25 protein-coding genes and 1 riboswitch are annotated in these 24,492 nt (G+C 40.9%); of the genes, 23 read left to right on the top strand and 2 right to left on the bottom strand.

Annotated features, from left to right (window positions below; genetic code table 11):
- The first annotated feature begins 61 nt into the window (after positions 1 to 61).
- The 5 genes from C6Y02_RS08345 to C6Y02_RS08365 all read left to right on the top strand — a co-directional run bounded on the left by C6Y02_RS08345 (position 62) and on the right by C6Y02_RS08365 (position 5,133).
- Positions 62 to 784 (top strand): response regulator transcription factor, encoded by a 723-nt coding sequence (locus C6Y02_RS08345; protein WP_003215596.1) that lies wholly within the window; start codon positions 62 to 64, stop codon positions 782 to 784.
- On the top strand, positions 781 to 2,562 hold the full coding sequence (locus tag C6Y02_RS08350; protein WP_034661118.1) for an ATP-binding protein: 1,782 nt from the start codon (positions 781 to 783) through the stop codon (positions 2,560 to 2,562). Before C6Y02_RS08345 ends, C6Y02_RS08350 begins: the two co-directional genes overlap by 4 nt.
- 199 nt (positions 2,563 to 2,761) lie before the next feature.
- Complete coding sequence (sigX, locus tag C6Y02_RS08355) at positions 2,762 to 3,370, top strand: RNA polymerase sigma factor SigX (protein WP_034318821.1); 609 nt, start codon at positions 2,762 to 2,764, stop codon at positions 3,368 to 3,370.
- Entirely contained in the window at positions 3,282 to 4,385 is a 1,104-nt protein-coding gene (locus tag C6Y02_RS08360) for a sigma X negative regulator (RefSeq protein ID WP_106031048.1), read from the top strand. Before sigX ends, C6Y02_RS08360 begins: the two co-directional genes overlap by 89 nt.
- 100 nt (positions 4,386 to 4,485) lie before the next feature.
- Complete coding sequence (locus C6Y02_RS08365; RefSeq protein ID WP_106031049.1) at positions 4,486 to 5,133, top strand: M23 family metallopeptidase; 648 nt, start codon at positions 4,486 to 4,488, stop codon at positions 5,131 to 5,133.
- Positions 5,134 to 5,168: 35 nt separating this feature from the next.
- Here the strand turns inward: C6Y02_RS08365 and serA are convergent, their stop codons facing one another.
- A complete protein-coding gene (gene serA, locus C6Y02_RS08370) occupies positions 5,169 to 6,743 on the bottom strand; it encodes a phosphoglycerate dehydrogenase (protein ID WP_095285345.1) in 1,575 nt (524 codons plus the stop codon).
- 287 nt (positions 6,744 to 7,030) lie between these two features.
- Positions 7,031 to 7,162, top strand: a riboswitch (FMN riboswitch).
- 144 nt (positions 7,163 to 7,306) lie between these two features.
- Between serA and fmnP the strand changes: the two genes are divergently transcribed.
- Positions 7,307 to 7,888, top strand: coding sequence for a riboflavin transporter FmnP (fmnP, locus tag C6Y02_RS08375; protein ID WP_106031050.1), 582 nt, complete (start codon positions 7,307 to 7,309; stop codon positions 7,886 to 7,888).
- Between the two features lie 34 nt (positions 7,889 to 7,922).
- Here the strand turns inward: fmnP and C6Y02_RS08380 are convergent, their stop codons facing one another.
- A complete protein-coding gene (locus C6Y02_RS08380) occupies positions 7,923 to 8,171 on the bottom strand; it encodes a ferredoxin (RefSeq protein ID WP_003215700.1) in 249 nt (82 codons plus the stop codon).
- A gap of 266 nt (positions 8,172 to 8,437) precedes the next feature.
- Here C6Y02_RS08380 and C6Y02_RS08385 point away from each other — a divergent pair, with 266 nt between their 5' ends.
- The 17 genes from C6Y02_RS08385 to fni all read left to right on the top strand — a co-directional run bounded on the left by C6Y02_RS08385 (position 8,438) and on the right by fni (position 24,474).
- A complete protein-coding gene (locus C6Y02_RS08385) occupies positions 8,438 to 9,490 on the top strand; it encodes a YpbB family protein (RefSeq protein ID WP_060596756.1) in 1,053 nt (350 codons plus the stop codon).
- On the top strand, positions 9,483 to 10,991 hold the full coding sequence (locus C6Y02_RS08390) for a RecQ family ATP-dependent DNA helicase (RefSeq protein WP_106031051.1): 1,509 nt from the start codon (positions 9,483 to 9,485) through the stop codon (positions 10,989 to 10,991). The genes C6Y02_RS08385 and C6Y02_RS08390 overlap by 8 nt, the downstream gene beginning before the upstream one ends.
- Entirely contained in the window at positions 10,988 to 11,629 is a 642-nt protein-coding gene (locus tag C6Y02_RS08395) for a CPBP family intramembrane glutamic endopeptidase (RefSeq protein WP_106031052.1), read from the top strand. The genes C6Y02_RS08390 and C6Y02_RS08395 overlap by 4 nt, the downstream gene beginning before the upstream one ends.
- The gene (locus tag C6Y02_RS08400; protein ID WP_034661106.1) at positions 11,574 to 12,335 is read left to right on the top strand and encodes a LysM peptidoglycan-binding domain-containing protein; all 762 of its coding nucleotides are present in this window, start codon (positions 11,574 to 11,576) and stop codon (positions 12,333 to 12,335) included. Before C6Y02_RS08395 ends, C6Y02_RS08400 begins: the two co-directional genes overlap by 56 nt.
- 64 nt (positions 12,336 to 12,399) lie before the next feature.
- Positions 12,400 to 12,852, top strand: a complete 453-nt coding sequence (locus C6Y02_RS08405; RefSeq protein WP_060596753.1) for a DUF2663 family protein — start codon at positions 12,400 to 12,402, stop codon at positions 12,850 to 12,852.
- Positions 12,853 to 12,939: 87 nt separating this feature from the next.
- The gene (locus C6Y02_RS08410; protein ID WP_106031144.1) at positions 12,940 to 13,728 is read left to right on the top strand and encodes a metallophosphoesterase; all 789 of its coding nucleotides are present in this window, start codon (positions 12,940 to 12,942) and stop codon (positions 13,726 to 13,728) included.
- Between the two features lie 165 nt (positions 13,729 to 13,893).
- Positions 13,894 to 14,475 (top strand): genetic competence negative regulator, encoded by a 582-nt coding sequence (locus C6Y02_RS08415; RefSeq protein WP_034661102.1) that lies wholly within the window; start codon positions 13,894 to 13,896, stop codon positions 14,473 to 14,475.
- 195 nt (positions 14,476 to 14,670) lie between these two features.
- The gene (locus C6Y02_RS08420) at positions 14,671 to 15,945 is read left to right on the top strand and encodes a Glu/Leu/Phe/Val family dehydrogenase (protein ID WP_007500982.1); all 1,275 of its coding nucleotides are present in this window, start codon (positions 14,671 to 14,673) and stop codon (positions 15,943 to 15,945) included.
- A gap of 123 nt (positions 15,946 to 16,068) precedes the next feature.
- Positions 16,069 to 17,040 (top strand): YpdA family putative bacillithiol disulfide reductase, encoded by a 972-nt coding sequence (locus tag C6Y02_RS08425; protein WP_034661101.1) that lies wholly within the window; start codon positions 16,069 to 16,071, stop codon positions 17,038 to 17,040.
- A 155-nt stretch (positions 17,041 to 17,195) separates the two neighbouring features.
- Entirely contained in the window at positions 17,196 to 17,852 is a 657-nt protein-coding gene (prsW, locus tag C6Y02_RS08430; protein WP_060596752.1) for a glutamic-type intramembrane protease PrsW, read from the top strand.
- 133 nt (positions 17,853 to 17,985) lie between these two features.
- Positions 17,986 to 18,906, top strand: coding sequence for a spore cortex-lytic enzyme (gene sleB, locus C6Y02_RS08435; protein WP_034661097.1), 921 nt, complete (start codon positions 17,986 to 17,988; stop codon positions 18,904 to 18,906).
- Positions 18,907 to 18,922: 16 nt separating this feature from the next.
- A complete protein-coding gene (gene ypeB, locus C6Y02_RS08440) occupies positions 18,923 to 20,272 on the top strand; it encodes a germination protein YpeB (protein WP_034661094.1) in 1,350 nt (449 codons plus the stop codon).
- 102 nt (positions 20,273 to 20,374) lie between these two features.
- Positions 20,375 to 21,022, top strand: a complete 648-nt coding sequence (locus tag C6Y02_RS08445) for a flagellar brake protein (RefSeq protein WP_106031053.1) — start codon at positions 20,375 to 20,377, stop codon at positions 21,020 to 21,022.
- 63 nt (positions 21,023 to 21,085) lie between these two features.
- Positions 21,086 to 21,268 (top strand): YpfB family protein, encoded by a 183-nt coding sequence (locus tag C6Y02_RS08450; RefSeq protein ID WP_034661090.1) that lies wholly within the window; start codon positions 21,086 to 21,088, stop codon positions 21,266 to 21,268.
- Positions 21,269 to 21,339: 71 nt separating this feature from the next.
- Positions 21,340 to 22,017, top strand: a complete 678-nt coding sequence (gene cmk / locus C6Y02_RS08455) for a (d)CMP kinase (protein ID WP_034661088.1) — start codon at positions 21,340 to 21,342, stop codon at positions 22,015 to 22,017.
- A gap of 223 nt (positions 22,018 to 22,240) precedes the next feature.
- Positions 22,241 to 23,392, top strand: a complete 1,152-nt coding sequence (gene rpsA, locus C6Y02_RS08460; protein WP_003215529.1) for a 30S ribosomal protein S1 — start codon at positions 22,241 to 22,243, stop codon at positions 23,390 to 23,392.
- Positions 23,393 to 23,406: 14 nt separating this feature from the next.
- Positions 23,407 to 24,474, top strand: a complete 1,068-nt coding sequence (fni, locus tag C6Y02_RS08465; protein WP_060596749.1) for a type 2 isopentenyl-diphosphate Delta-isomerase — start codon at positions 23,407 to 23,409, stop codon at positions 24,472 to 24,474.
- Positions 24,475 to 24,492 lie beyond the last annotated feature (18 nt).

The raw sequence follows: 24,492 nt of genomic DNA on the forward strand, positions 1-24,492 counted from the left end.
GAATCGATTTGGCTTTTTGTTAAAATGAATGTAACAACGGAGAAAGCAGGAGGATTGTCTAATGGAACACACAACTCAAACGAAAATATTAGTCGTAGATGATGAGGCAAGAATTCGCCGCCTTTTAAAAATGTACTTAGAACGTGAAAATTATGAAATCGATGAAGCAGAAAATGGAGATGAGGCGATTCAAAAAGGACTCCAAACAGATTATGACCTCATTTTACTCGATTTAATGATGCCTGGGACAGATGGAATCGAAGTGTGTAATCAAATTCGAGACAAAAAAGCGACTCCAATCATTATGCTGACGGCAAAAGGAGAAGAAGCCAACCGCGTCCAAGGGTTTGAGGCAGGAACGGATGACTATATCGTAAAACCTTTTAGCCCGCGTGAAGTTGTTTTACGTGTGAAGGCATTGCTCAGAAGATCTTCTCAAACGTCTTATCTCAATACTGGGACAACAACAAAAGATGTACTTGTGTTTTCTCATCTTTCAATTGACCACGATGCGCATAGAGTGACGGCTGATGGCAAAGAAGTCAGTCTCACGCCGAAGGAATATGAGCTTTTATATTTCCTTGCGAAAACACCGGATAAGGTTTATGACAGAGAGAAGCTGTTAAAAGAAGTATGGCAGTATGAATTCTTTGGAGACTTGAGAACAGTCGATACCCACGTCAAACGACTTCGCGAAAAGCTGAATAAAGTGTCACCAGAAGCTGCGAAAAAAATCGTGACGGTATGGGGTGTCGGGTACAAATTTGAGGTCGGCGCTGAATGAAACTGTGGAAAAGTGTCGTTGGAAAGCTATGGTTAACCATTCTCTTCCTCGTCCTGATCGTTTTATCTATTTTAACCGTGCTTCTTTTAGAGTTCATTGAGAATTACCATGTAGAAGAAGCAAAGTCAGATTTAACTCAAATGGCAAACAAAGTAGCGGTCATTTTAGAAAGCCATGAGGATCAATCGCTCGCAAGGTCGATTACATCAGAGCTTGCTGACAAATTGACGAGTATTGCGATTATCCAAGAGGACGGGCTAGAGTGGTATTCGTCTGAAAAAGACGGGAAGCTTCCTGCGATTACAAAGAAACAAATTGAAGCGGACAGTGATTTAAATCAAGCACTAAAAGATCGTAAAAAAATCAGTAAACGTGCAGAACCAAATGCAGGCAATCAGAAAGATGAACGAATTGTCGTCGGTGTTCCATTTGAGGCAAACGGAAAAAAAGGTATGGTCTTTCTTTCTCAATCATTACTCGCTGTAGAACAAACAACGAAACATACGACGCGTTATATCTTCCTAGCAGCCGGAATTGCCATTATTCTGACCACTATCTTCGCTTTCTTCTTATCAACACGTGTCACCTATCCTCTCAGAAAGATGAGAGAGGGGGCACAGGATCTGGCGAAAGGGAAATTTGATACCAAGATTCCTATATTAACGCAAGACGAAATTGGAGAACTGGCCATCGCCTTTAATCAAATGGGCAAGCAGCTTAAATTCCATATCACAGCCTTAAATCAAGAAAAAGAACATTTGTCCAACATTTTAAGCAGTATGGCTGATGGTGTCATCACCATCAATATTGATGGAACGATTCTCATGACGAATCCTCCTGCAGAACGATTCTTGCAGGCATGGTATTACGAGCAAAATATGAAGATCAAAGATGGAGATGAACTGCCACCAGAAGCGAGAGAACTGTTTCATACAGCCGTCAGCACAGAAAAAGAGCAAATGATCGAAGTCACGCTGCAAGGACGTACCTGGGTTCTTCTCATGACCCCGCTTTATAATCAGCAGGATGTCAGGGGAGCAGTTGCGGTCCTTCGTGATATGACAGAGGAACGAAGACTTGATAAGCTGAGAAAAGACTTCATTGCCAATGTCAGTCATGAACTTCGTACACCAATTGCCATGCTGCAAGGGTATAGTGAGGCGATTGTAGATGATATTGCAGGCTCAGAAGAGGAAAAGAAAGAGATTGCGCAAATTATCTACGACGAATCACTTCGAATGGGACGTCTTGTGAATGACCTTCTAGATCTAGCGAGAATGGAAGCGGGCCATATTACACTTAATCTTGAATCGACAGATACAGAAGAGCTGACCGAGAAGATTTACCGCAAGTTTCTCGGTATTGCGAAAGAAAAACAAGTTGATCTCACATATGACATTCAAGTGGATGAACCGCACTTTGTACTCGATCCGGATAAGATTGAGCAGGTGTTTACGAATCTCATTGATAACGCCATTCGTCATACACCAGAGGGCGGAGAGGTTCACTTCTCGGTTCAATCGGTGGAAAGCGGTCTGAAAATGGATGTGAAAGATTCGGGAAGCGGAATCCCGGAAGAGGATCTGCCATTTATTTTCGAACGTTTCTATAAAGCGGATAAGGCAAGAACAAGAGGGCGTTCTGGTACTGGGCTTGGTCTTGCGATTGTGAAGAACATCGTAGAGGCGCATCAAGGCTCCATTCATGCACATAGCAAAGCGGGTACAGGTACACACTTTACCTTTTATATTCCGAGAAAAAAGCAGGAACTCGTCTAATCCTGACGAAGAATCTTGTTACATGAGAAACACTTCTTTTCGAAAAAAAGAAGTGTTTTTTTATTTTCATATTTTTAAGGAGAAGTTAAACAAAAAGCCCTTCCCAAATTGTCGAACTTGTAATATATTTGTCATAAAGTTGTAATGTAACGTTTTGTAAGAGTCAATCGACAAAAATAAGTGAACGGAGGGGTTTCCTATGCATGAAACCTTTCAAAAAATATATGATTCGTACCATCAAGATTTGTACCAGTTTTTATTTTATATGGTTAAAGATAAAAATCAGGCAGAGGATCTCGTTCAGGAGGTTTACATCCGGGTACTTCACTCATATAAAACTTTTGAAGGAAGAAGCAGCGAGAAAACTTGGCTGTTTTCAATTGCAAGGCATGTGGCGATTGATTGGTTTCGCAAACAGCAAACCATTAGACAACGGGTACTCGGCACGTTTGATTGGGATAAGCAGGATGTAAAGGACCCAGACTTGCTCCCAGACGAACTGGCTGTACAGGATGAAAATGTAAAAGAAATCTATGCCGCACTTGATCATTGCACGATTGATCAACGAGCTGTCATCATTTTAAGATTTATCCAGGGCTACTCAATCATGGAGACGGCAAAGGCGCTAAAGTTCTCGGAAAGCAAAGTCAAAACAACGCAGCACCGAGGCCTGAAAGTGCTCCGAAAACATATGGAGCTTTTGAAGGAGGAGCTAGTGAATGAAAACGAACAGGTCCGATTGGAGCGAAGAACGAATCAAGGTGTTACTAAGTCAGCTTCCAAAGGTGGAGGACAACCGTTCATCTAAGCAGATATACCAGCAGATGCTGATGGCAAGCGGGCAGAAAAAGAAAAGTGCCAAATGGATCGGTCCAGCGGTCGCAACCGTTGTGGTTTTATTTATGGCGTTTTTGATTTCTCCTCATTTATTTCAGCCGGCTGCTCAAGATCATCATAAGCAAGTGGAAACAAGTGCTGACAAAAGTCAGGTGAACGCCACATTAGAGGCGGTCAAACAGACTGATGGGCCCTCACACGTTGTTTCTCGTAAGCAGCAGCAAAAGTATATGACCATTGCATACATAGATGAATCAACCTCTCAGGTAGTTCCAATTAGCATTGAAAAAGAGGATGAGTATGATCATTTGCAGGAAATGATGAACACATATGAGCAGGTGCAGCTGCCTGAAATGACAAAACCTCTTCAATCTTATATTGATATGGTAGATCTTCGAGAAAAAGGAGATACACTCATCTTTCAGTTAAAAAATGATTTGTCCCTCGATACGTTAAAAGAAGCCAACCGGTTTAAAGATATGGTAAAAGAAACGCTAAAATGGAGTAAGTATAAGCAGGTACAGGTCAAGACATCCAAAGGTTCTCAACTTCAATTAGGAGCAAATGGCCGCATTGGAACAATGTCGATTGAGAAACAAACAAAGCACGCTTATTATATTTTAGACAACAAAAGCGGGACTTTTTTAGTGCCTTCAAAAACCCATTATTCTTCGTATGAAGATGCGGTAGAGGCCATGAAGCGGACAAGTGATGCCGGACTTGATCCATTAATTAAAGATGAATCGATTAAAGAAGTGACGACTAAAGGAAAACATGTGACTATCACATTTGGAGCATCAGCGCAATTATCGGACTCAAATGATCATATTCTACTCATTGAAGGTCTGCTGCTCTCAGCGAAAGATTTTGGTTTTACAGAGGTCACCATTCAACAGGCGGGGGCAGATCAAGTTGGTCCATATGAATTAGAAGAACCCATAGAGGTGCCGGCTCTGCCGAATCCAGTTGTTATAAGAGACCGTTAAAGGACGCAAGAAATTGCGTTCTTTTTTGATGTATAGAAAATAGCTTCCTTGCTGTATACTAAGCTGTCATAAAAAGAACCTCAAAGAAGGGGAGTCACTGATGAAAAGGTATTGCTTCATATGTGCCAGCTGTTTTTTGCTGTTGATTTTTTCGCCTTTTGCTCATGCACAGAAAACAAGCGAATGGGTGGAGCCGATAAAAGGAGAAGTCACGGATTTGTTTGGGACAAGAGGTGGCTCGCACAAGGGATTAGATATAGCTGCGCCTGAAGGAGAATCCATATTTGCTGCAAGTGAAGGTGTGGTCTCGCGTTCGTATGTATCTGCTACATATGGAGAGGTTGTGTTTATCCAGCATCCAAATGGATATGAAACCGTCTATGCTCATTTACACGAGCGTTTTGTTAAAAAGGATGACCATGTAGAAGCAGGACAGCCGATCGGCATTATCGGCAACACAGGGGCTTCTAGAGGCACTCATTTGCATTTTGAGGTGCACAAGGGTAATTGGTCAGTCAGTAAAGAAGATGCGGTAGATCCACTCACAATCATTGCGATGGATCGTTTCCAAGAGCCGGCTCTTCATGTAAACGGGCATGAAAACAATACATATCTCATTAAACAAGGAGATACCCTTTGGTCGATTGCAAAGGCGCACGAGATGACTGTGGAACAATTGAAAAAAATCAATGAGCTTACTACTCATCTCATCCGAACGGGAGACCGTTTAATGATTTCAACAAAATAAACCTCATGCAAATGCATGAGGTTTAACATTATTTTTTATAGGTCGATCAGACGGACAGAAAGTATATCTTGCACTTCGGTTAATTCTTTGACAATTTCGTCCTCAAGATGTTTGTCGAAAGAAAGCATCATGATGGCTTCGCCGCCTTTTTCTTTACGTCCTACTTGCATTGTCGCAATGTTGACATCATGGTCGCCTAATATTTGTCCAACCTTTCCAATCACACCAGGGGCATCAGTATGCTGGATGTAGACAAGGTGTCCATCTGGATAAAAATCAATATTAAATCCATTAATGGAAACAACGCGTTCTCCTAAATGCGGGATGTAGGTTGCTTTTAGAGTAAAGGTTGAAAGGTCACCTTTGACTTCAATAGAAATGCTGTTTTCGTAACCAGATTCGCTGGAAGAAATTTTTTCACTAAAGCTAATGCCGCGTTCTTTTGCCACCATCCCAGCATTTACTTCATTTACAGTCGAATCGACGCGTTCTTTTAAAAAGCCTGACAGGAGACTTTTTGTAATAAAGGAGGTTTCGAGTTTTGAAATAGAGCCTTCGTAAGAGATGCTTACTTCTTTTACAGGCTCTCTCATTGATTGAGAGACAAGACGTCCGAGCTTTCCTGCAAACTGATGATAAGGCTGAATCTTTTTGAACTCGTCTTTTGTCATCGCTGGTAGATTAATAGATGACATGACAGGAAGTCCTTTTGCAAATTGAAGTACTTCTTCAGAAACTTGCGCCGCTACATTTAATTGTGCTTCCTTTGTCGATGCGCCAAGATGCGGAGTCGCAATGACGAGCGGATGGTCTACAAGCGGATTATCAGTAGGAGGTTCTACCTCAAATACATCGAGTGCAGCTCCTGCAACATGGCCGCTTTCAAGCGCTTCAAGAAGGTCACCCTCGTCAATAATACCGCCGCGCGCACAGTTCACTAGGCGAACGCCTTTTTTCGTTTTTGCAATTGTTTCTTTATTGAGAAGCCCTCTTGTTTCTTTTGTTAATGGGGTATGTACAGTGATAATATCTGATACTTCGAGTACTTCATCAAGTGATTTGGCATTGACACCAATTTTTTCTGCACGTTCCTTTGTGAGAAATGGGTCAAATACGTTGACTGTCATGCCAAATGCTCTTGCACGCTGAGCGATTTCGCTTCCGATTCTGCCAAGTCCAACAATCCCAAGAGATTTTCCATAAAGCTCAGCACCAACATATGCGCCTCTGTTCCATTCTTTTGATTTCACAGAAATATTGGCTTGTGGAATATGACGCATTAGCGAAGAGATCATGGCAAATGTATGCTCAGCTGTGGAGATCGTATTACCGTTTGGTGCATTGATGACAATGACGCCATGCTTGGTCGCTTCATCAATATCAATATTGTCTACTCCCACACCGGCACGGCCGACAATTTTTAATGAAGACATTTTTTCATAAAGCTCTTTGGTCACTTTCGTAGCACTTCTGACAAGTAAGGCATCAAATGTGTGTAATTCATCTTCTGCTTCAGTTACATTTTTTTGGACAATTTCAACAAAATCTGATTCTAAAAGTGGTAAAAGACCATCATTGCTCATCTTATCTGAGACTAATACTCGAAACATCGTAAGATTTCCTCCTAAAATAAACGTCATAAATATCTGATAATTTACCATATTCCTTTTCACTGTGTCAATCAAATTAAAGCAGTAAAGCGAAAAAGAAAACACGAACATTTATTGGTATCTTTATAAAGAATGGACACCTTTAAACAAAAGATAACCAATTTTTGCGCATTTGTCATTATAATTTTTAAGTTTTTTACGATTTCTTAAAACTGATGAAATTGCTCAGGATTTTTATCTGTACAAATGCTCATATATCATATATAATGATGTCGAATTGAATAATGATCAATCTTCGGGGCAGGGTGCAATTCCCTACCGGCGGTGATGAGCATAGTCTCTAAGCCCGCGAGCCTTTTTTGGCAGGATTCGGTGTGATTCCGAAGCCGACAGTATAGTCTGGATGGGAGAAGATGGAGGTTCGTAAACGTTGAAAACATGGTTTTTCACACGTTTATTTGTCTAGCCAAAATTCCCCGCTCCTGTTTTCATGAGCGGTTTTTTTGCGGCTGAAATTGAACAATCCTCTTTTCGAAAGATTTGATCGAAAAGGAGAGAGAATATTGAATCAAAGTAAAGTAAAACGTTTAGTCGTCACCAGTATGCTCAGCAGTATTTCGTTCGTGTTAATTTTATTGGATTTCCCTTTCCCAGGGCTTCCAGCGTATTTGAAAATTGATTTCAGTGATATACCAGCGATTATTGCGATTTTAATTTATGGGCCGGGTGCAGGAATTGCCGTTGAGGCATTAAAAAATGTTCTGCATTATCTCATTCAAGGCAGTATGTCTGGTGTTCCAGTTGGGCAAGTCGCGAACTTCATTGCAGGCACATTATTCATCTTACCAGTCGCCTTTATGTTCAAAAGAATTAAATCAGCAAAAGGGATGGCATGGTCAATGATCATCGGTACATTACTGATGACTGTGATGATGAGCATTTTAAATTACTTCTTATTTCTGCCAGCTTACACATGGTTTTTAAACGCACCTGAACTATCTGATCATGCGCTCAAGACGACCATTACAGCAGGGATCTTACCTTTTAACTTTATTAAAGGAATGATCATTACCATCGTGTTTAGCTTCATTTTTGTGAAAATGCGTCCATGGTTTGAAAATAAACGCCGACTTCAAAATAGTTAATATAAAAAAAGCCCCTGCATAAGGGGCTTTTATACTATTCATGCTTAAGTGGGTCACCCTCGAAAGATTCGTCCGCAACTTTGATTGAGTCAGTTGGACATCCTTCAAATGCATCAAGCATATCTTCTTCAAGTACTTCTGGAACTTCTACAGTCCCTTGGTTGTCGTCAAGCGTAACAAATGCAATGCCTTCATCATCATAATCATAAATGTCTGGAGCAGCTGCACCGCATGCGCCGCAAGCAATACATGTGTCTTTGTCTACAATTGTATATTTTGCCATGTTAAAAAATACCTCCCAGATAGTTCGATGGAACACATGGTTTAACCTTTTTAGTTTCACCGATAAAAAACAATTTCCTCAAACCTTATTGTAATGATTTTAAATTCACATTTCAACTGTAAAGTGATTGAGAATGCTTATCACATAAGGGTTTGTTCATAACTTTCCCCCATAAATTGAGTTTAAACATTTCTTCTTGTATGAAATCTGTTAAAATAAAGGGAGAAAATATTCGAATTTTGTCAGGAAGACAGGTGCATTGATGAATGACTCTTCATTATTTGGATGTCATGTTAATGGACAGCGTATATAAATTGAACGGCGAACGCTCCATTAGTGCTGTCTACCATCTTTTTAAAGGAAAAAAATCATCACAAACCATACAGGATGCCAGCTTGTTTGAGCTTTCCAGGTACTTCGGCTGTTACCCGGGGTTTACGAGGGATCAGCTGAATCGTTCTGCTTTAAAGCTTGAAGAGAAGCACTACATTAGAAAAAACGATGAGACATTCAGCATCACTGAAGCAGGGCAGCGAATGCTAAACCAGCATTTTTCTGAAAAACCGATGCCCGCTTATTTTCATGGTGCCAAATATCACGATAAAGCAAAGATGCTATGGATGAGGCTCTCTTTACTTGTACAAGTGCTTTCTCACTATATGGCTGGATCGCATCAATATGTTCCAATACAAAGAGATGTCTCGGTTCAAAGCTGGACGAAATCTTTCTTGAAACAGCATCAGCAGAAAAGCAAGCTTTCAGAAGATCTGCATCATGAACTAGAAAAGCTCCTTGTTTGTTTAAGCGATCAAGAGGCACTGATTTTTGTTTACTCATTGACCTCAAATGAACGAATCGGGCGTACGTATCAGCAAATGGCGGAGTGGATGAAAGAAGATGTGTGGTATGTGTACCTGCTTTTTTGGAATGTACTCCATTATTTTATTCAATCTGCCCAAAAAGGTGAGGCACCGATTTTGCAGCAGCTCGTAGGTGACCTTGAATTCAAACGCGTGTTAACAACTTCTACCCATAAAACACTTGAGCTTGTCCAAAAAGGATTTGATATTGAACAGATTGCTCACATTCGTTCACTAAAAAAGGCAACGATCGAAGATCATATCGTGGAGCTGTCGATACATGAGCCAAGCTTTTCAATAGATCCGTATGTGAGTATAGAAGAGCAGCGGGCGATCCTTACTGTAGCCAGGGAGCTTCAAACAAATAAAATGAAGCTGATTAAAGAAAAACTCGAGCATCCATTTACTTATTTTCAAATACGATTGGCACTGACAAGGATGGTGAAAGCAAATGGATAAGCTTCATCAGACGCTCATGCGATACTTTGGCCACGACACTTTTAAAGTGGGTCAAGAGGACATAATTCAAAGTGTACTGCATCAAAAAGATACGGTTGCCATGCTGCCTACTGGCGGAGGGAAGTCACTTTGCTATCAAATTCCTGGCTATATGACAGAAGGATTAGTTCTGATTATTTCGCCTCTTTTATCGCTTATGGAGGATCAAGTCGAACGAATGAAAATGCGCGGAGAAAAACGAGTGGCGGCGCTTAACAGCACATTGTCTTTTCAGGAGAGACGACATATCATTCGGCATTTGCCATCATATAAATTTTTATTCGTCGCACCTGAGGCATTAATGTCAGAAGTGCTGCTAGAACAGCTCAAGTCGATGCATATTGGTCTGTTTGTCGTCGATGAAGCGCATTGTATATCAGAATGGGGGCATGATTTCCGTCCTGAATATTCAAAGCTGGGAGAATGGAGAGAAGCGTTAGGTCATCCTGTGGCTTTAGCTCTTACAGCAACAGCAACGAAACAAACGCTAAAAGATACAGTGCAAACGCTAAGATTACAGCATCCAGAATTTCATATTCATTCCGTCAACCGCCCGAACATTGCCTTCGTCAAAGAAGCGCACGAATCGAAAGAAGCAAAAGAGAAACGGGCCATTGAGCTTGCGGACTTCCTGCAAGGACCAGGTCTTATTTATTGCCCGACCCGGCAAATGACAGAAGAGCTTGCACTCTGGATGAAACAAAAAACCAATCAGCGTGTTGAGTTTTATCATGGCGGAATGGATGCAGGAGACCGTATGCTCATTCAGCAGCAATTTATCAGCGGTCAGCTTGATCTCATTTGCTGCACGAGTGCTTTTGGCATGGGAATTGATAAAGCGGATATCCGATTTGTCATTCATATGAGCCCGCCGCAATCGATTGAAGCATTTATGCAAGAGATTGGAAGAGCGGGAAGGGATGGGAAAAACAGTGTGAGCATTCTTTTATATACAGAAGAGGATGCAGATATTCAGCAACACTTGATCCAAGCAGAAGGCTTTGACGATCCAGAAATTGATTTCTTCTTAGCCCAGCTCACACAAATGCAGACAAATGATGAAAAAAAATTACGTGAACGATTAATGGAAACAGGGCTTCAGGAGACCCGTGCAAGAATGCTGACGCATTATTACATGATGCATGAGTCCGAACAGCGCCCGGCAATCCTCATGAATCTAAAAGAAAAATTGCAGGACAGACAAACAGAAAAGCTGAGAAAAGTGTGGCAATTTAAAGAGCGGATCATGGGTCATGACTGCTTTAGACAATCTCTGTTATCATACTTTCACGAACAGCTTAATCAAACAGAGCACGCGTCCTCTGATTATTGCTGCTCTTCTTGCGGACTTGACCTGTCTGATTATGAAAAAAAAGATCAATCATTGGAGCTGAATGAAATGAAACACTGGAAGACCGTGCTGGATCGTATGTTTCATCTGACAAAAGAGGCGCAGCATTGATTGAACAACATCGTCGAATCATTGAAAAATTAACCGATCGACAAGTCGTAGAACAGCTGTATTTCACGCAGCTCCTCATGCTTATCGTTTCTTTTTTACTAGGCATATTTATGTTCGATCAATGGACGGATTTTACAGCCCTTTGGCAGATTCATGATATACGTATTCTGACATATGGAATTGGCGGTGCGTTGCTCGTCATTATTGTAGATGCAATTGTCATGAAGGTGTTTCCCGCTCATATGTATGATGATGGCGGTTTAAATGAAAAGATGTTCAAAAACCGAAGCATCCCGCATATTGTTTGGTTAGCACTCCTCATCGCCTTTTCAGAGGAAATACTATTTCGCGGAATCGTTCAACAGCAATTTGGGCTGGAGATTGCCAGCATCGTGTTTGCGCTTCTTCACTTTCGCTATTTATCAAAAATACTCTTGTTTATCCTCGTGGTTTCCATTAGTATTTTTTTAGGACTTTTATACGAGTGGACGGGGAATTTATTTGCTCCTGTCATGACTCATTTTGTCATTGACTTAGTCTTTGCTTGTCAAATTCGTTTGAAATATAAGGGGAGGGATGAACATGGAAGAAATGTCGAGAATGCAGAGAAAGAAGGAGCAGCTGACAAACAACCATGACGACGATGTAGAGGAAATTCTTGAAGAAAAAGTACATCCTTCTGATGACTCTCACTTTCCTACACGAGAAGACTTTCATGAATATAAGAAGCAGCGCACGAAAAAAGTGCGCAATCCTTTGTTTACGACATTGGCTATTATCTTTCCTATCATCGTCATCACTGTTTTCTTTCTATTGATCTATTACACATCAAAGGAAATCAACGATAATAACAATCAAGGTGTATACATCGATAAAACCTCAAGTGCTGACACAGACCCAGTTCCGTCAGCACTTGTCGAAACAAAAAATGACGCTAGCGATGATAAAGCGGATGCGTCTGATGAAGAGAAGAAAAAGAAAGATGAAGAAAAAGAAAAGCAGCGATCAAAAGAAAAAGCAGAGCAGAAGAAAAAAGAAAAAGCCGCTAAAGAGAAAGAAGAGCGTGAAAAAGCCGCAGCTGCGAAAAAGCGTGAACAGCAGCAGCTCGCACTGCAAAAACAACAAGAAGAGAAAAAACGAAAAGAAGCCGAAGAGAAAAAGAAGCAGGAAGAAAAGCCGGTTCGTGTCGTACAGCACACTGTGGGCCCAGAGGAAAACCTGTATCGAATCTCGATGAAATATTACAAAAACCGATCGGGTGAAGAGAAAATTAAAGCCTATAATCATTTAAATGGGAACAGTGTATACAGTGGTCAAGTACTCAACATTCCATTGGAAAACTAATTACCTGACATGATCGAATGAAAAAGCACATACATATGTAGAAAAAAGGGACAGGGTGTATGTGATGACATTGCACGTAATCAGCCGCTATATGGATCAGCCGACACAGAAAATGATGGAAACGTTGATCAAAAGAAAGCACAAATATGAGGGCTTTGCTAAGCAGTGCAAAAGATGGCAATGGACAGCCCTATTGTCGCTGGCGATTCTTTTGTTTTATTTTGTAATAACGGCAAATAAGGGAGGCTCTCTTCAGCCGGAAGCGATGATTGCAACACTGCTTGGTCATGAGATCTTTCTATTTTGGATAATGGCTGAGGTGTTTGCTTTTTACGCATCTTATTACTATAAGAAAAAAGAGGAAAAGGCTGAGGATGAATATCATCGGCTTAGATGTGAGATTATACAAAAAAGCACAGACTTATGGCCGCAATCAGACCAGTGGAAAGAGCGTGAAGCGGTTTTTCACTATATGCAGAAGCAATATGACATTAATCTCTATTATGAAAGTAAATAAATGTGTAAAAAGACGTTTTAATAGTTGAAACGTCTTTTTTCATTCAAGCGTCTTATGAACGAAACAAATGCAAGGGAGCCATTTATGATGAAATATGCCATCGGATTTACTGCCGCCATTGCGGCTGTTACAACAGGTGTGTGTGTAACGGCAAAAATGGTGAAAACGGCAAAACAAAACAACATCAAAAAGCATTACTTTACAATAGAGGCACTTCAATCAGATCGACCAGCAGTGATTTTCTTTATTTCTGATACACACCGGCGTCTTATTAGTGACTCATTATTAGCAGAAGTCACACAAGAAGAACCAGATGTCATTATGGTAGGCGGGGACTTAGCAGAAAAAGGTGTACCCTACGCCAGGATTGAAGAAAATGTGAAACGTTTATCAAGAATTGCGCCCGTTTATTTTGTTTGGGGAAATAATGATCATGAGCTGCACCAGCAAAAGTTTAAAGAGATACTTCATGCATATGATGTCACGACTCTGCAAAATGAAACGGTTGTGTGGGATTTCGAAGGCCAGCCAATCAAAGTTGGAGGTATCGATGATATTCGGCTTGAAAAGGCGGATTATGAAGCGATACGACCTGAGTTTGTGAAAGATGAGGTGAATATTCTCTTATCACACAACCCAGATGTACATCATTTGATGAGTGATGAAGAGGGAATCGACCTTGTTCTGAGCGGTCATACGCATGGAGGTCAGATCCGAATCGGGAAATTTGGTCCGTATGAAAAAGGAAGAACAGGTCAGGTCAAAGGCGCGTTTTTTCTCATTAGTAATGGCTATGGAACAACAAAGATTCCAATGCGTCTCGGGGCAGAACCAGAAACCCATCTGATCTATTTAATGCCTGTAAAAACGCGATGACTGGCTGCACCCTCAATATTTTCCATAAAAGTCACCGTAAGCATAGCTTCATGCTTGTCTTCCGTCTTGACACAGTGTAAACTGAATACAAAATTAAGAACCTATGACTCATCATCTCATATACTACAGTATGATGTGTGTTTAGAAGAGGCAGGAGGGAACGTTATGCGACTGGAGCGTCTGAATTATAATAAAATCAAAATTTTTCTCACACTAGATGACCTGACAGACCGGGGTCTTACGAAAGAAGACCTTTGGAAAGATTCGTTCAAAGTCCATCAGCTGTTTAAAGACATGATGAACGAGGCGAATCAGGAGCTCGGTTTTGAAGCGAGTGGACCGATTGCTGTTGAAGTATTTTCTCTTCAGGCGCAGGGGATGGTCGTCATTGTCACAAAGAGTCAGCAGGAAGATGCTGATGATGATGAGTTTGATGAAGATTACATTGAGATGCAAGTCAAGCTCGACGAGAGTAATCATGTGCTCTATCAATTTGCCTCGTTTGAAGATGTGATTCAACTGTCCCATAGTTTAAGTCGTATTGGACTTTTAGGGGGTACAGTTTACCATTATGAAGGTCAATATTTTCTCAGCCTAGATGATTTTGAAGAACTGTCTGCTGATACAGTCATTTCCATTTTAGCGGAGTTTGGTTCTCCTACGACATTAACGATTCATCGGCTAAAAGAATATGGAAAAGTGATCATGCAAGATGATGCAGTGAAAACGATTCAAATGTATTTTTAATCACTTTTTTCTATTATATTTAATACTGTTGTGATGAAACAACAGTATTTTTTATATCCTTTTTTATATTTATAAACACTGATATTTTATTTTGATAAAAAACGTTTTTTACCTTTGCTTTACCAGTACGAAGGTGTATACTATTGCTTGAAAGGGAGCAGTAGATCATGAAAGATTTCTAGGGGGTTTATTTTAATGGCAGCCGATCAAAACGCCGCTCATAACGCAGAAGATAAGCTAGATGTTTTAAAGTCAACTCAAACCGTCATACATAAAGCGCTAGACAAATTAGGGTATCCGCAAGAAGTGTATGAATTGCTGAAGGAGCCAATTCGTCTATTAACGGTCAAAATTCCAGTACGGATGGATGATGGATCAGTGAAAATTTTCACTGGTTACCGCGCACAGCACAATGATGCTGTCGGACCGACAAAAGGCGGCATTCGTTTCCACCCAAACGTTACTGAAAAAGAAGTAAAAGCGCTTTCAATTTGGATGAGTTTAAAATGTGGTATTGTGGATCTTCCTTATGGCGGAGGAAAAGGCGGTATTATCTGTGATCCAAGAGAAATGTCATTTAGAGAGCTTGAAAAACTAAGCCGCGGCTATGTTCGCGCAATCAGTCAAATCGTTGGTCCAACAAAAGATGTACCAGCACCAGATGTGTTTACAAACTCTCAAATTATGGCATGGATGATGGACGAATATTCTAGAATTGATGAATTTAACTCGCCAGGATTTATTACAGGAAAACCAATTGTTCTTGGAGGGTCACACGGACGTGATACTGCAACAGCAAAAGGTGTGACGATCTGCATCAAAGAAGCGGCGAAGAAAAAAGGAATTGACATCAACGGGGCTCGTGTTGTCGTACAGGGATTCGGAAATGCAGGAAGCTACTTGGCTAAATTCATGTATGATGCCGGAGCAAAAATCGTAGGGATTTCAGATGCTTACGGCGGATTATACGATGAAGATGGTCTTGATATTGACTACTTGCTAGACCGGCGTGACAGCTTTGGAACCGTGACTAAATTATTTAACGATACCATTACAAACCAAGAGCTGCTTGAGCTTGATTGTGATATCTTAGTACCTGCAGCCATTGAGAACCAAATCACTGAAGATAACGCGGCAAACATTAAAGCCAAAATTGTCGTAGAAGCAGCAAATGGTCCAACGACACTTGAAGGAACAAAAATTCTTTCAGATCGTGGAGTACTGCTTGTCCCAGACGTACTTGCGAGTGCGGGTGGTGTAACGGTTTCTTACTTTGAATGGGTGCAGAATAACCAAGGGTTCTACTGGACTGAAGAGGAAGTCGAAACTCGTTTAGAAGATATGATGGTGAAATCATTTAATAATATTTATGAAATGGCGCAAAACCGCCGCATCGATATGCGTCTTGCTGCATATATGGTCGGCGTACGTAAAATGGCTGAAGCTTCTCGATTCAGAGGCTGGATTTAAGCGGCTTATTTGCATCGCGCCTTAAAATCTCCTATCCTTAAATAGGAGATTTTTTTATGGAATGGAACAAATCATCAAACAGCTAGCAGTTGTTATTGTATTGAAACGACAGGAGTGGAACAAATGAAACAAGAAAAAGCGATCATAATAGGAGGCGGCCCATGCGGGCTATCAGCTGCCATCGCGTTCAAGCAAATCGGAATTGATGCACTTGTCATTGAAAAGGGGAATGTCGTTAACAGTATTTATCATTACCCAACACATCAAACCTTTTTCAGTACAAGTGAAAAGCTTGAGATTGGTGATGTCGCTTTTATTACTGAAAATCGCAAGCCCGTTCGTATCCAGGCGCTTTCTTATTACCGAGAAGTAGTCAGACGAAAAAGCCTGCGTGTGCATGCCTTTGAAAAAGTAACCGCTGTGACGAAAAAAGATGGCTGTTTTACCGTGAGCACATCAAAAGACGACTATTCATGTGATTATGTCGTGATTGCTACTGGTTACTATGATCATCCAAACTATATGAACGTCAAAGGAGAAGACCTTCCTCATGTGTATCATTATTTTAAAGAAGGACACCCATACTTTGATAAAGATGTGACGGTGATCGGCGGGAAAAACTCAAGTGTCGATGCAGCGCTAGAACTTGTGAAATGCGGAAGCAGAGTCACTGTGCTGTATCGAGGAACTGAATATTCGTCTAGCATCAAACCTTGGATTTTACCAGAGTTTGAAGCGCTTGTGCGGAATGGAACCATCCGAATGGAGTTTGGAGCGCAGGTGAAGGAAATCACAGAAGAAGAGGTGATTTTTACAAACCAGCAAGATCAAACGGAGCGAGTGAAAAGTGATTATGTTTTTGCCATGACAGGCTATCATCCAGATCATTCTTTCTTAGAAAAAATGGGTGTGACAATTGATCAAGAATCAGGCCGTCCAGCATTTGATGAACAGACGATGGAGACAAACGTAGAAGGTATTTTCATTGCAGGAGTCATTGCAGCTGGAAATAATGCCAATGAAATTTTCATTGAAAATGGAAGGTTTCATGGGGGGCTTATTGCAGAAGAAATCAACAAAAGAATGAACGGATAAAAAAAGAACTGGATCCTTCTGAGGGATTCGGTTCTTTTTGATATAAAATGGGATTATATAGAAGAATATTTTCATAAAAATGGGCTCGAGTCATATAAAAAAAGGGTAAATCATGGTACGATAATGAAGGATAATGTAGGGAAAGAGGTCTGGTTATGATCGCAATCATCTCAGCAGGTTTAGCTCCCGGCATCGCACTTTTAAGTTATTTTTATTTGAAAGATCAGTACGACAATGAGCCGGTTCACATGGTCATCAGATCTTTTATGCTAGGCGTTATACTTGTGTTTCCAACCATGTTTATTCAATATGTCCTTCAAGAGGAGCATATTGCAACGAACCCTATCTTGATTTCATTTGTGACGTCAGGTTTTTTAGAAGAATCTTTAAAATGGTTTATTTTAATGGTCAGCGTCTATGCGCATGCCCAGTTCGACGAACACTATGATGGGATTGTGTATGGAACAAGTGTCTCACTTGGTTTTGCAACATTAGAAAATATTCTTTACTTGGTCGGGCATGGGGTTGAATATGCGTTCACCCGTGCTTTATTACCCGTCTCAAGTCACGCTTTATTCGGTGTTGTGATGGGGTTTTATATCGGGAAAGCCCGTTTCTCTGCAAAAAAAGAGCAAGTGAAATGGTTGATCCTATCTTTAACGCTCCCAGTACTTTTTCACGGCTTATATGATTTTATTCTTCTTGGCATGAGAAATTGGGGATATATTATGCTGCCATTCATGATTTTTTTATGGTGGTTTGGCCTGCGGAAAGCAAAAAAGGCCCGTTCAGTGAAAATGGTGCAAATTTAATGTGGAAAACGTCCTATCAGTTGATAGGGCGTTTTTTTTGTCTTTTCATCCAATTCACTCCTGTGATGAATGTATAAAAATAGGGATCGGAAGAAATATATATTCAAACATCAAAAGTACAGGAGGATCAAATATGGACAAAGCTCGTTTCATGAAACAAATCGTCCTTATCTTCTCAATTGTTCTACTCGCAACTTCACTGATGTCAGCTGAAAAAAGTGAAGCCTTCACCAGTCAAGTCATCCAGCGAGGTGCAACAGGAGAAGATGTAGTCGAGCTGCAAGCACGGCTCCAATATAATGGCTTTTACAATGGCAAAATTGATGGTGTATATGGCTGGGGGACGTACTGGGCCGTTCGCAACTTTCAAAGCCAATATGGTGTAAAGAAGGTCGATGGACTTGTAGGTAAACAAACAAAAAGCCTATTAGTTCAAAAGACAAAATACTATAAAGACTTTGTTCAGCAGCAGCTGCAAAAGGGGAATGAGTTTACCCATTATGGCGGGAAACCTCTTGATCAGCAAACAAAAGCTTCTGCGAAAAGAAGCTCACAAAAAAAGACAGCTCAAGGGGCAAAAGAGAATCAAAAAAGTCAAAGCGGAGGAAGCGGGACATCTGGAAAGACTGGGAATCAGTCAGGCAATCAGCAAGCAAACCAAACACCGAAACAAACGGCAGCCAACATGCCAGGTGGTTTTTCTAGTAATGATATTCAGCTCTTATCACAAGCTGTTTATAGCGAAGCAAGAGGCGAGCCGTATGAAGGTCAGGTGGCGATCGCTGCCGTTATCTTAAACCGATTGAACAACCCGACTTTTCCAAATACGATCGCAGGTGTTATTTTTGAACCGCTTGCATTTACAGCTGTGGCGGATGGTCAATTTTATATGTCGCCAAATGACACTGCTAAAAAGGCTGTGTTTGATGCCATTAACGGCTGGGACCCATCTGAGAGCGCCGTCTATTACTTTAATCCTGATACAGCAACCAGTCCATGGATTTGGGGAAGACCACAAATTAAACGAATCGGGAAACATATTTTCTGCGAATAAAAAGAGGTGTAAATAAATGATCAGAGGAATATTGATTGCCATTTTAGGAATTGCTGTCATCTCAACAGGTTATTGGGGCTATAAAGAGCATCAAGAAAAAGACGCAGTGCTGCTGCACGCAGAGAACAACTATCAAAGGGCTTTCCACGATTTAACGTACCAAGTGGATCAGCTGCACGACAAACTTGGGGCAACGCTTGCGATGAACAGCCAAACGTCGATTTCACCAGCACTTGCAGATGTATGGAGAATGTCATCAGAAGCACATAACAATGTGAGTCAGCTTCCGCTCACATTAATGCCTTTTAACAAAACAGAAGAATTTTTGGCGAATGTCGGAGACTTTAGCTACAAATCATCAGTCAAATCCTTATCAGATGAACCATTAAACAAAAATACGCACAAAACCATTACGTCTTTATATCATCAAGCGGCTGATATCCAAAACGAACTGAGACAAGTACAGCACCTTGTCCTCAATAAAAATTTAAAATGGATGGATGTTGAAATGGCGCTTGCTGATGGCGACCGAAAGAATGATAACACCATCATTGACGGGTTGAAAACAGTCGAGAGAAATGCAGATGCATTTGCGGATGTCAATCTCGGTCCGACAAATGTGTCGACAGAATCAGAAACACGTGGTTACAATCATTTAAAAGGGAAAAAGATCTCAAAGAAAGAAGCGATACGCATTGCCCAGCAATTCGCACCTGATCATAATCAACATTTTAAGGTCAGAAAAAGCGGAAGCAAAACCAATCGAGATGTGTACAGCTTATCGATGTCAGATCCTGATAGTAAAGCGAATTTCTATTTAGACTTGACTGAAAAAGGAGGGCACCCAGTCTACCTTCTTCAAAATCGAGACGTAAAAAAACAGAAAATCAGTTTAAATGATGCATCAGAAAAAGCACTCAGCTTCTTAAAGAAGCAAGGATTTGATGCAGAGTCGTTCCATTTAGATGAAAGCGCGCAATTTGATAATATCGGTGTATTTACCTATGTACCTCTTCAAAAAAATGTACTGCTTTATCCAGATAGTATACGCATGAAGGTCGCATTAGATGATGGTGAGGTGGTTGGATTTTCAGCGAAAGACTATTTAACGAATCATAAAACAAGAGACATAAAAGCACCTAAAATCTCACAAAAAGAAGCGAAGAAAACATTGAATCAGCATGTAAAAATCGAAGATTCTCATGTAGCGATTGTTCAAAATGATATGTCAGAGGAAGTTTTGTGCTATGAGTTCCTCGGAACTATTAAGAATGATACGTACCGAATGTTCATTAATGCGGATACTGGAAAAGAAGAACGAGTAGATAAACTAAAAAACGCAGAACCTATATATAAAGACCTATAGAAAAGGAAGCGAGGAAAAGGCGACTAAGCCTTTTCCTTTTGTTTTATACATGGTTTAATATAGGAGAGGATATGATTTCACAGATGAAAAGAGTGATGAGGAATGTTACAAATAGGGGATGCAATCACAATTGAATACGTCAATGAGAACAAAGAAGTGAAAACTGCAAAATCGAAAGTTTTGGAAAATAATAACGATGATATTTGCATTAATTATCCAGCTGATAAAGAAACGGGCCGCACGATCTATTTAAACCAGCAAACAGAAATCACCGTTTTCTTTTTCGATGAAAATCAAATTCCATACAAATGTACAAGCGAAGTCATCGGAAAGAGGAAAGAAGATATACCGATGATTGTCATTTCCATTCCGCCAAAAGAAGAAATGATTCGGCTTCAGCGCAGAGAATACCTGAGAGTCGATACAATGGTCAAAGCGACGATCACGCCAACGGATGAAGAAGCCTTTGACACGTTTATTGTCAATATGAGTGCTGGCGGCTTAGCTATTGCTGTTCCTGAAGGTGTCTCATTGAAAGAATACGGAGAAGTGGTCACAGAGTTTGAACTTCCGCTGAAAGAGCCTGTGAAAATTAAAGCGGTTGCAGAGATGAATCGAGTATATCAAGATGAGCAGACTGGCAAAACAAGAGCGATCATGGAGTTTTCTGAGATTACAAATGACCAACAGCAGCACATTATGAAGTACTGCTTCCAGCAGCAGCTTTTAACACGGGTAAAAAAAGCATAAGAATAAAGGATGTTAAAAGCTTCCATACTAGAGGTGAAAGAATCTAGCGTGGAGGCTTTTTGTATGAAGACAATGGAAAGATGGTTATTGAAAGCGGTGCTCATTCAGCTTGTCTTATTATTAGCCGTTCAGATCACACTTCATTTGACAAAAGGAGAACTCTTTTTGTCAAAAGTCGTGCAATACGAGGGTGTAAATAACATGAGCATTGAAGATTGGATCGAAACGTTTAAGCAGAAGGATTGATAGAAAATTCCCCCGTTTGAGCGGTGATCGTGTTACAATTCATAAGGGAGATTCAATCAAGGAGAGGTATTATGAAAAAGAAATTATCTATCGCAATTGACGGTCCTGCTGCTGCAGGAAAAAGCACTGTGGCAAAAATTGTCGCAGCAAAAAAATCATATATTTATATCGATACAGGTGCCATGTACCGCGCGATTACACTTGCGGCACTTAATCATGGTGTAGACCTTGAGGACGAAACAGCACTTGATGCATTACTAAAAAAAACTGTGATTGATCTGGTCTCAACGGACGAGGGCCAAAAAGTTCATCTAGACAATACCGATGTCACAGAGGATATTCGCACAGACCGCGTGAGCAACCAAGTATCGGTTGTCGCAAAGCACAGAGCTGTTCGGGAAGAAATGGTCCGCAGGCAGCAAGAGCTTGGTCAAAAAGGCGGTGTCGTTATGGACGGAAGAGACATAGGTACGCACGTTCTTCCAGATGCCGAAGTGAAAATTTTCTTGCTTGCATCAGTAGAAGAAAGAGCAAAACGCCGTTTTGAAGAGAATCAGAAAAAAGGCTACGATGTCAATTACGATCAGCTGATCGAAGAGATTGCAAGACGTGACAAACTTGATTCTGAGCGCGAAGTTTCGCCACTTAAGAAAGCGGATGACGCCATTGAAATTGACACAACTTCTCTTTCCATTCAAGAGGTAGCAGGTAAAATTTTAGATGCAGCAGACCGCGTGGAGAAACAGTAAGAAATTTTAGAAAACTTTAATAAGTTAGAGGTTTATCTCTTGACAAACAAGGTCTTTTATTAGAAGTTTATACTAATACTATTTTTATTGATCATTCAAGCAATTATGTTGATTTGAATGTTTCTTTAATACATATTCGGCTGGTAATCATCATGCTTAAGACACATATTCGCCCAGTCGTTTTAACTAAGCTGTGTAGGTTTGGACCAAGGAGGTTATCGAAATGACAGAGGAAATGAATCAAATCGATGTTCAGGTACCAGAGGTTGGAGATGTAGTGAAAGGGATTGTTTCTAAAGTTGAGGACAAGCATGTCAATGTAGATATCGTCAATGTGAAACAGCCTGGTATCATCCCAATCAGTGAATTATCAAGTCTTCACGTTGAAAAAGCATCAGATGTCGTGAAAGATGGCGACGAGTTAGAGCTTAAAGTAACAAAAGTCGAAGACGATGCTTTGATTTTATCGAAACGTGCTGTTGATGCAGACCGCGCTTGGGAAGACCTAGAGAAAAAGTTTGAGACAAAAGAAGTATTTGAAGCTGAAGTAAAAGACGTTGTAAAAGGTGGTCTTGTCGTAGATATTGGTGTGCGTGGATTTATTCCTGCATCTCTTGTAGAAGCGCACTATGTAGAGGACTTCTCAGACTACAAAGGTAAAACACTCTCACTTGTCGTGGTCGAACTTGACCGCGAAAAAAATCGTGTGATTCTCTCGCACCGTGCAGTAGTGGAGCAAGAGCAATTAGACAAAAAGCAAGACTTCCTGCAAAAGCTTGAAGTAGGCAGTGTGATTGATGGTAAAGTGCAGCGCCTTACTGATTTTGGTGCATTTGTAGACATTGGCGGCATTGATGGATTGGTTCACATTTCTCAACTATCCCATGCGCATGTTGAAAAGCCATCTGACGTAGTGGAAGAAGGCCAGGAAGTCCAGGTCAAAGTACTTGCTGTTGATCGTGATAACGAACGTATCTCACTATCTATTAAAGAAACATTACCAGGACCTTGGAGCCAGATTGGCGAAAAGGTAAAACAAGGTGATGTGCTTGAAGGAACTGTTCAACGTCTTGTGAGCTTTGGTGCATTTGTTGAAATTCTGCCAGGCGTCGAAGGACTTGTGCATATTTCCCAAATCTCTCATAAACATATCGGTACGCCGCATGAAGTCCTTGAAGAAGGGCAGACTGTGAAAGTGAAAGTGCTTGATGTGAATGAAGATGAAGAGCGCATTTCATTAAGCATCCGTGATTTAGAAGAAAATCCTGAAAAACAAATCGAAGAGAATTATCGTCAATATCAGGCGAAAGAAGAAAACACAAGCGGATTCCAGCTTGGTGACCTGATCGGCGATAAGCTTAATAAATTAAAATAATTTGGTGATCAAAATTGACGAGAGCAGAAAGAAAGAAGCAGCATATTGAACATGCCTTGTCCACTGGACAGCATGCAGCAACAGGTTTAAAAGATGTTTCCTTCGTTCACGTCGGTCTACCAGATCTTGCGACATCACAAATTGATACACATACGACAATTGGCGGACTGACTTTCGGTTCGCCAATTTTTATCAATGCAATGACTGGCGGGGGCGGAAAGTCGACCTATGAGATCAACCGCTCTTTATCGATCGCAGCGAAGGAAACGAATATTCCGGTGGCAGTTGGATCACAAATGGCTGCACTGAAAGATAAAGAAGAAAGACGTACGTATGAAGTTGTTCGAAAAGTCAATCCTGATGGAATTGTGTTTGCGAACTTAGGCAGTGAAGCATCGATTAAGCAAGCGGAGGAAGCAGTCGAGATGCTGGAGGCCAATTTGCTCCAGATTCATTTAAATGTGATCCAAGAGATCGTCATGCCTGAAGGAGACCGTGATTTCAGGGGGGCGCTTGAGCGCATCGCAGCCATCGCTGAATCAGTTGGTGTGCCTGTTGTCGTAAAAGAAGTCGGATTTGGCATGAGCAAGGAAACGGCAAAAAAGTTATTTCATGCTGGAGTTGCGGCCGTTGATGTAGGAGGATTTGGTGGTACGAACTTTTCAAAGATCGAAAATCTTCGCCGCCAAAAAGCGCTTCATTATTTTGACCAGTGGGGGATTCCAACAGCAGCGAGTCTTGCTGAAGTACATACAAGTTTTCCAGATCAAACGGTTTTAGCCTCCGGAGGTATACAAGACGCCCTTGATGTAACAAAATCAATTGCTCTTGGCGCATCCGCTGCTGGTCTAGCTGGCTTTTTCTTAAAATCACTGACTGGCGGAGGGGAGAGCGGCCTCATCGCTGATATCATAGATCTTCAAGAAGATGTGAAGATGATGATGACAGTGCTTGGCGTGAAGACCATTGAAGAACTGAGAAAAACCCAGGTTGTCATTTCCGGGGAAACAAGTCATTGGCTCAAAGAAAGAGGCATCGACACAACGTACTATAGTTTAAGATCAAAGAAGAAAAAGGACTAAAATCAAGTTTAGCCCCTA

The organism is Bacillus sp. NMCC4, from assembly GCF_002998555.1.
Taxonomy (GTDB): Bacteria; Bacillota; Bacilli; order Bacillales; family Bacillaceae; genus Bacillus.

Excerpts from the sequence above, each read along its gene's own strand:
- C6Y02_RS08345 (WP_003215596.1), top strand. The coding sequence starts at position 62 with ATGGAACACACAACTCAAACGAAAATATTAGTCGTAGATGATGAGGCA.
- C6Y02_RS08350 (WP_034661118.1), top strand. The coding sequence starts at position 781 with ATGAAACTGTGGAAAAGTGTCGTTGGAAAGCTATGGTTAACCATTCTC.
- sigX (WP_034318821.1), top strand. The coding sequence starts at position 2,762 with ATGCATGAAACCTTTCAAAAAATATATGATTCGTACCATCAAGATTTG.
- C6Y02_RS08360 (WP_106031048.1), top strand. The coding sequence starts at position 3,282 with ATGAAAACGAACAGGTCCGATTGGAGCGAAGAACGAATCAAGGTGTTA.
- C6Y02_RS08365 (WP_106031049.1), top strand. The coding sequence starts at position 4,486 with ATGAAAAGGTATTGCTTCATATGTGCCAGCTGTTTTTTGCTGTTGATT.
- serA (WP_095285345.1), bottom strand. The coding sequence starts at position 6,743 with ATGTTTCGAGTATTAGTCTCAGATAAGATGAGCAATGATGGTCTTTTA.
- C6Y02_RS08380 (WP_003215700.1), bottom strand. The coding sequence starts at position 8,171 with ATGGCAAAATATACAATTGTAGACAAAGACACATGTATTGCTTGCGGC.
- C6Y02_RS08385 (WP_060596756.1), top strand. The coding sequence starts at position 8,438 with ATGACTCTTCATTATTTGGATGTCATGTTAATGGACAGCGTATATAAA.
- C6Y02_RS08390 (WP_106031051.1), top strand. The coding sequence starts at position 9,483 with ATGGATAAGCTTCATCAGACGCTCATGCGATACTTTGGCCACGACACT.
- C6Y02_RS08400 (WP_034661106.1), top strand. The coding sequence starts at position 11,574 with ATGGAAGAAATGTCGAGAATGCAGAGAAAGAAGGAGCAGCTGACAAAC.
- C6Y02_RS08405 (WP_060596753.1), top strand. The coding sequence starts at position 12,400 with ATGACATTGCACGTAATCAGCCGCTATATGGATCAGCCGACACAGAAA.
- C6Y02_RS08410 (WP_106031144.1), top strand. The coding sequence starts at position 12,940 with ATGAAATATGCCATCGGATTTACTGCCGCCATTGCGGCTGTTACAACA.
- C6Y02_RS08415 (WP_034661102.1), top strand. The coding sequence starts at position 13,894 with ATGCGACTGGAGCGTCTGAATTATAATAAAATCAAAATTTTTCTCACA.
- C6Y02_RS08420 (WP_007500982.1), top strand. The coding sequence starts at position 14,671 with ATGGCAGCCGATCAAAACGCCGCTCATAACGCAGAAGATAAGCTAGAT.
- C6Y02_RS08425 (WP_034661101.1), top strand. The coding sequence starts at position 16,069 with ATGAAACAAGAAAAAGCGATCATAATAGGAGGCGGCCCATGCGGGCTA.
- prsW (WP_060596752.1), top strand. The coding sequence starts at position 17,196 with ATGATCGCAATCATCTCAGCAGGTTTAGCTCCCGGCATCGCACTTTTA.
- sleB (WP_034661097.1), top strand. The coding sequence starts at position 17,986 with ATGGACAAAGCTCGTTTCATGAAACAAATCGTCCTTATCTTCTCAATT.
- ypeB (WP_034661094.1), top strand. The coding sequence starts at position 18,923 with ATGATCAGAGGAATATTGATTGCCATTTTAGGAATTGCTGTCATCTCA.
- C6Y02_RS08445 (WP_106031053.1), top strand. The coding sequence starts at position 20,375 with ATGTTACAAATAGGGGATGCAATCACAATTGAATACGTCAATGAGAAC.
- C6Y02_RS08450 (WP_034661090.1), top strand. The coding sequence starts at position 21,086 with ATGAAGACAATGGAAAGATGGTTATTGAAAGCGGTGCTCATTCAGCTT.
- cmk (WP_034661088.1), top strand. The coding sequence starts at position 21,340 with ATGAAAAAGAAATTATCTATCGCAATTGACGGTCCTGCTGCTGCAGGA.
- rpsA (WP_003215529.1), top strand. The coding sequence starts at position 22,241 with ATGACAGAGGAAATGAATCAAATCGATGTTCAGGTACCAGAGGTTGGA.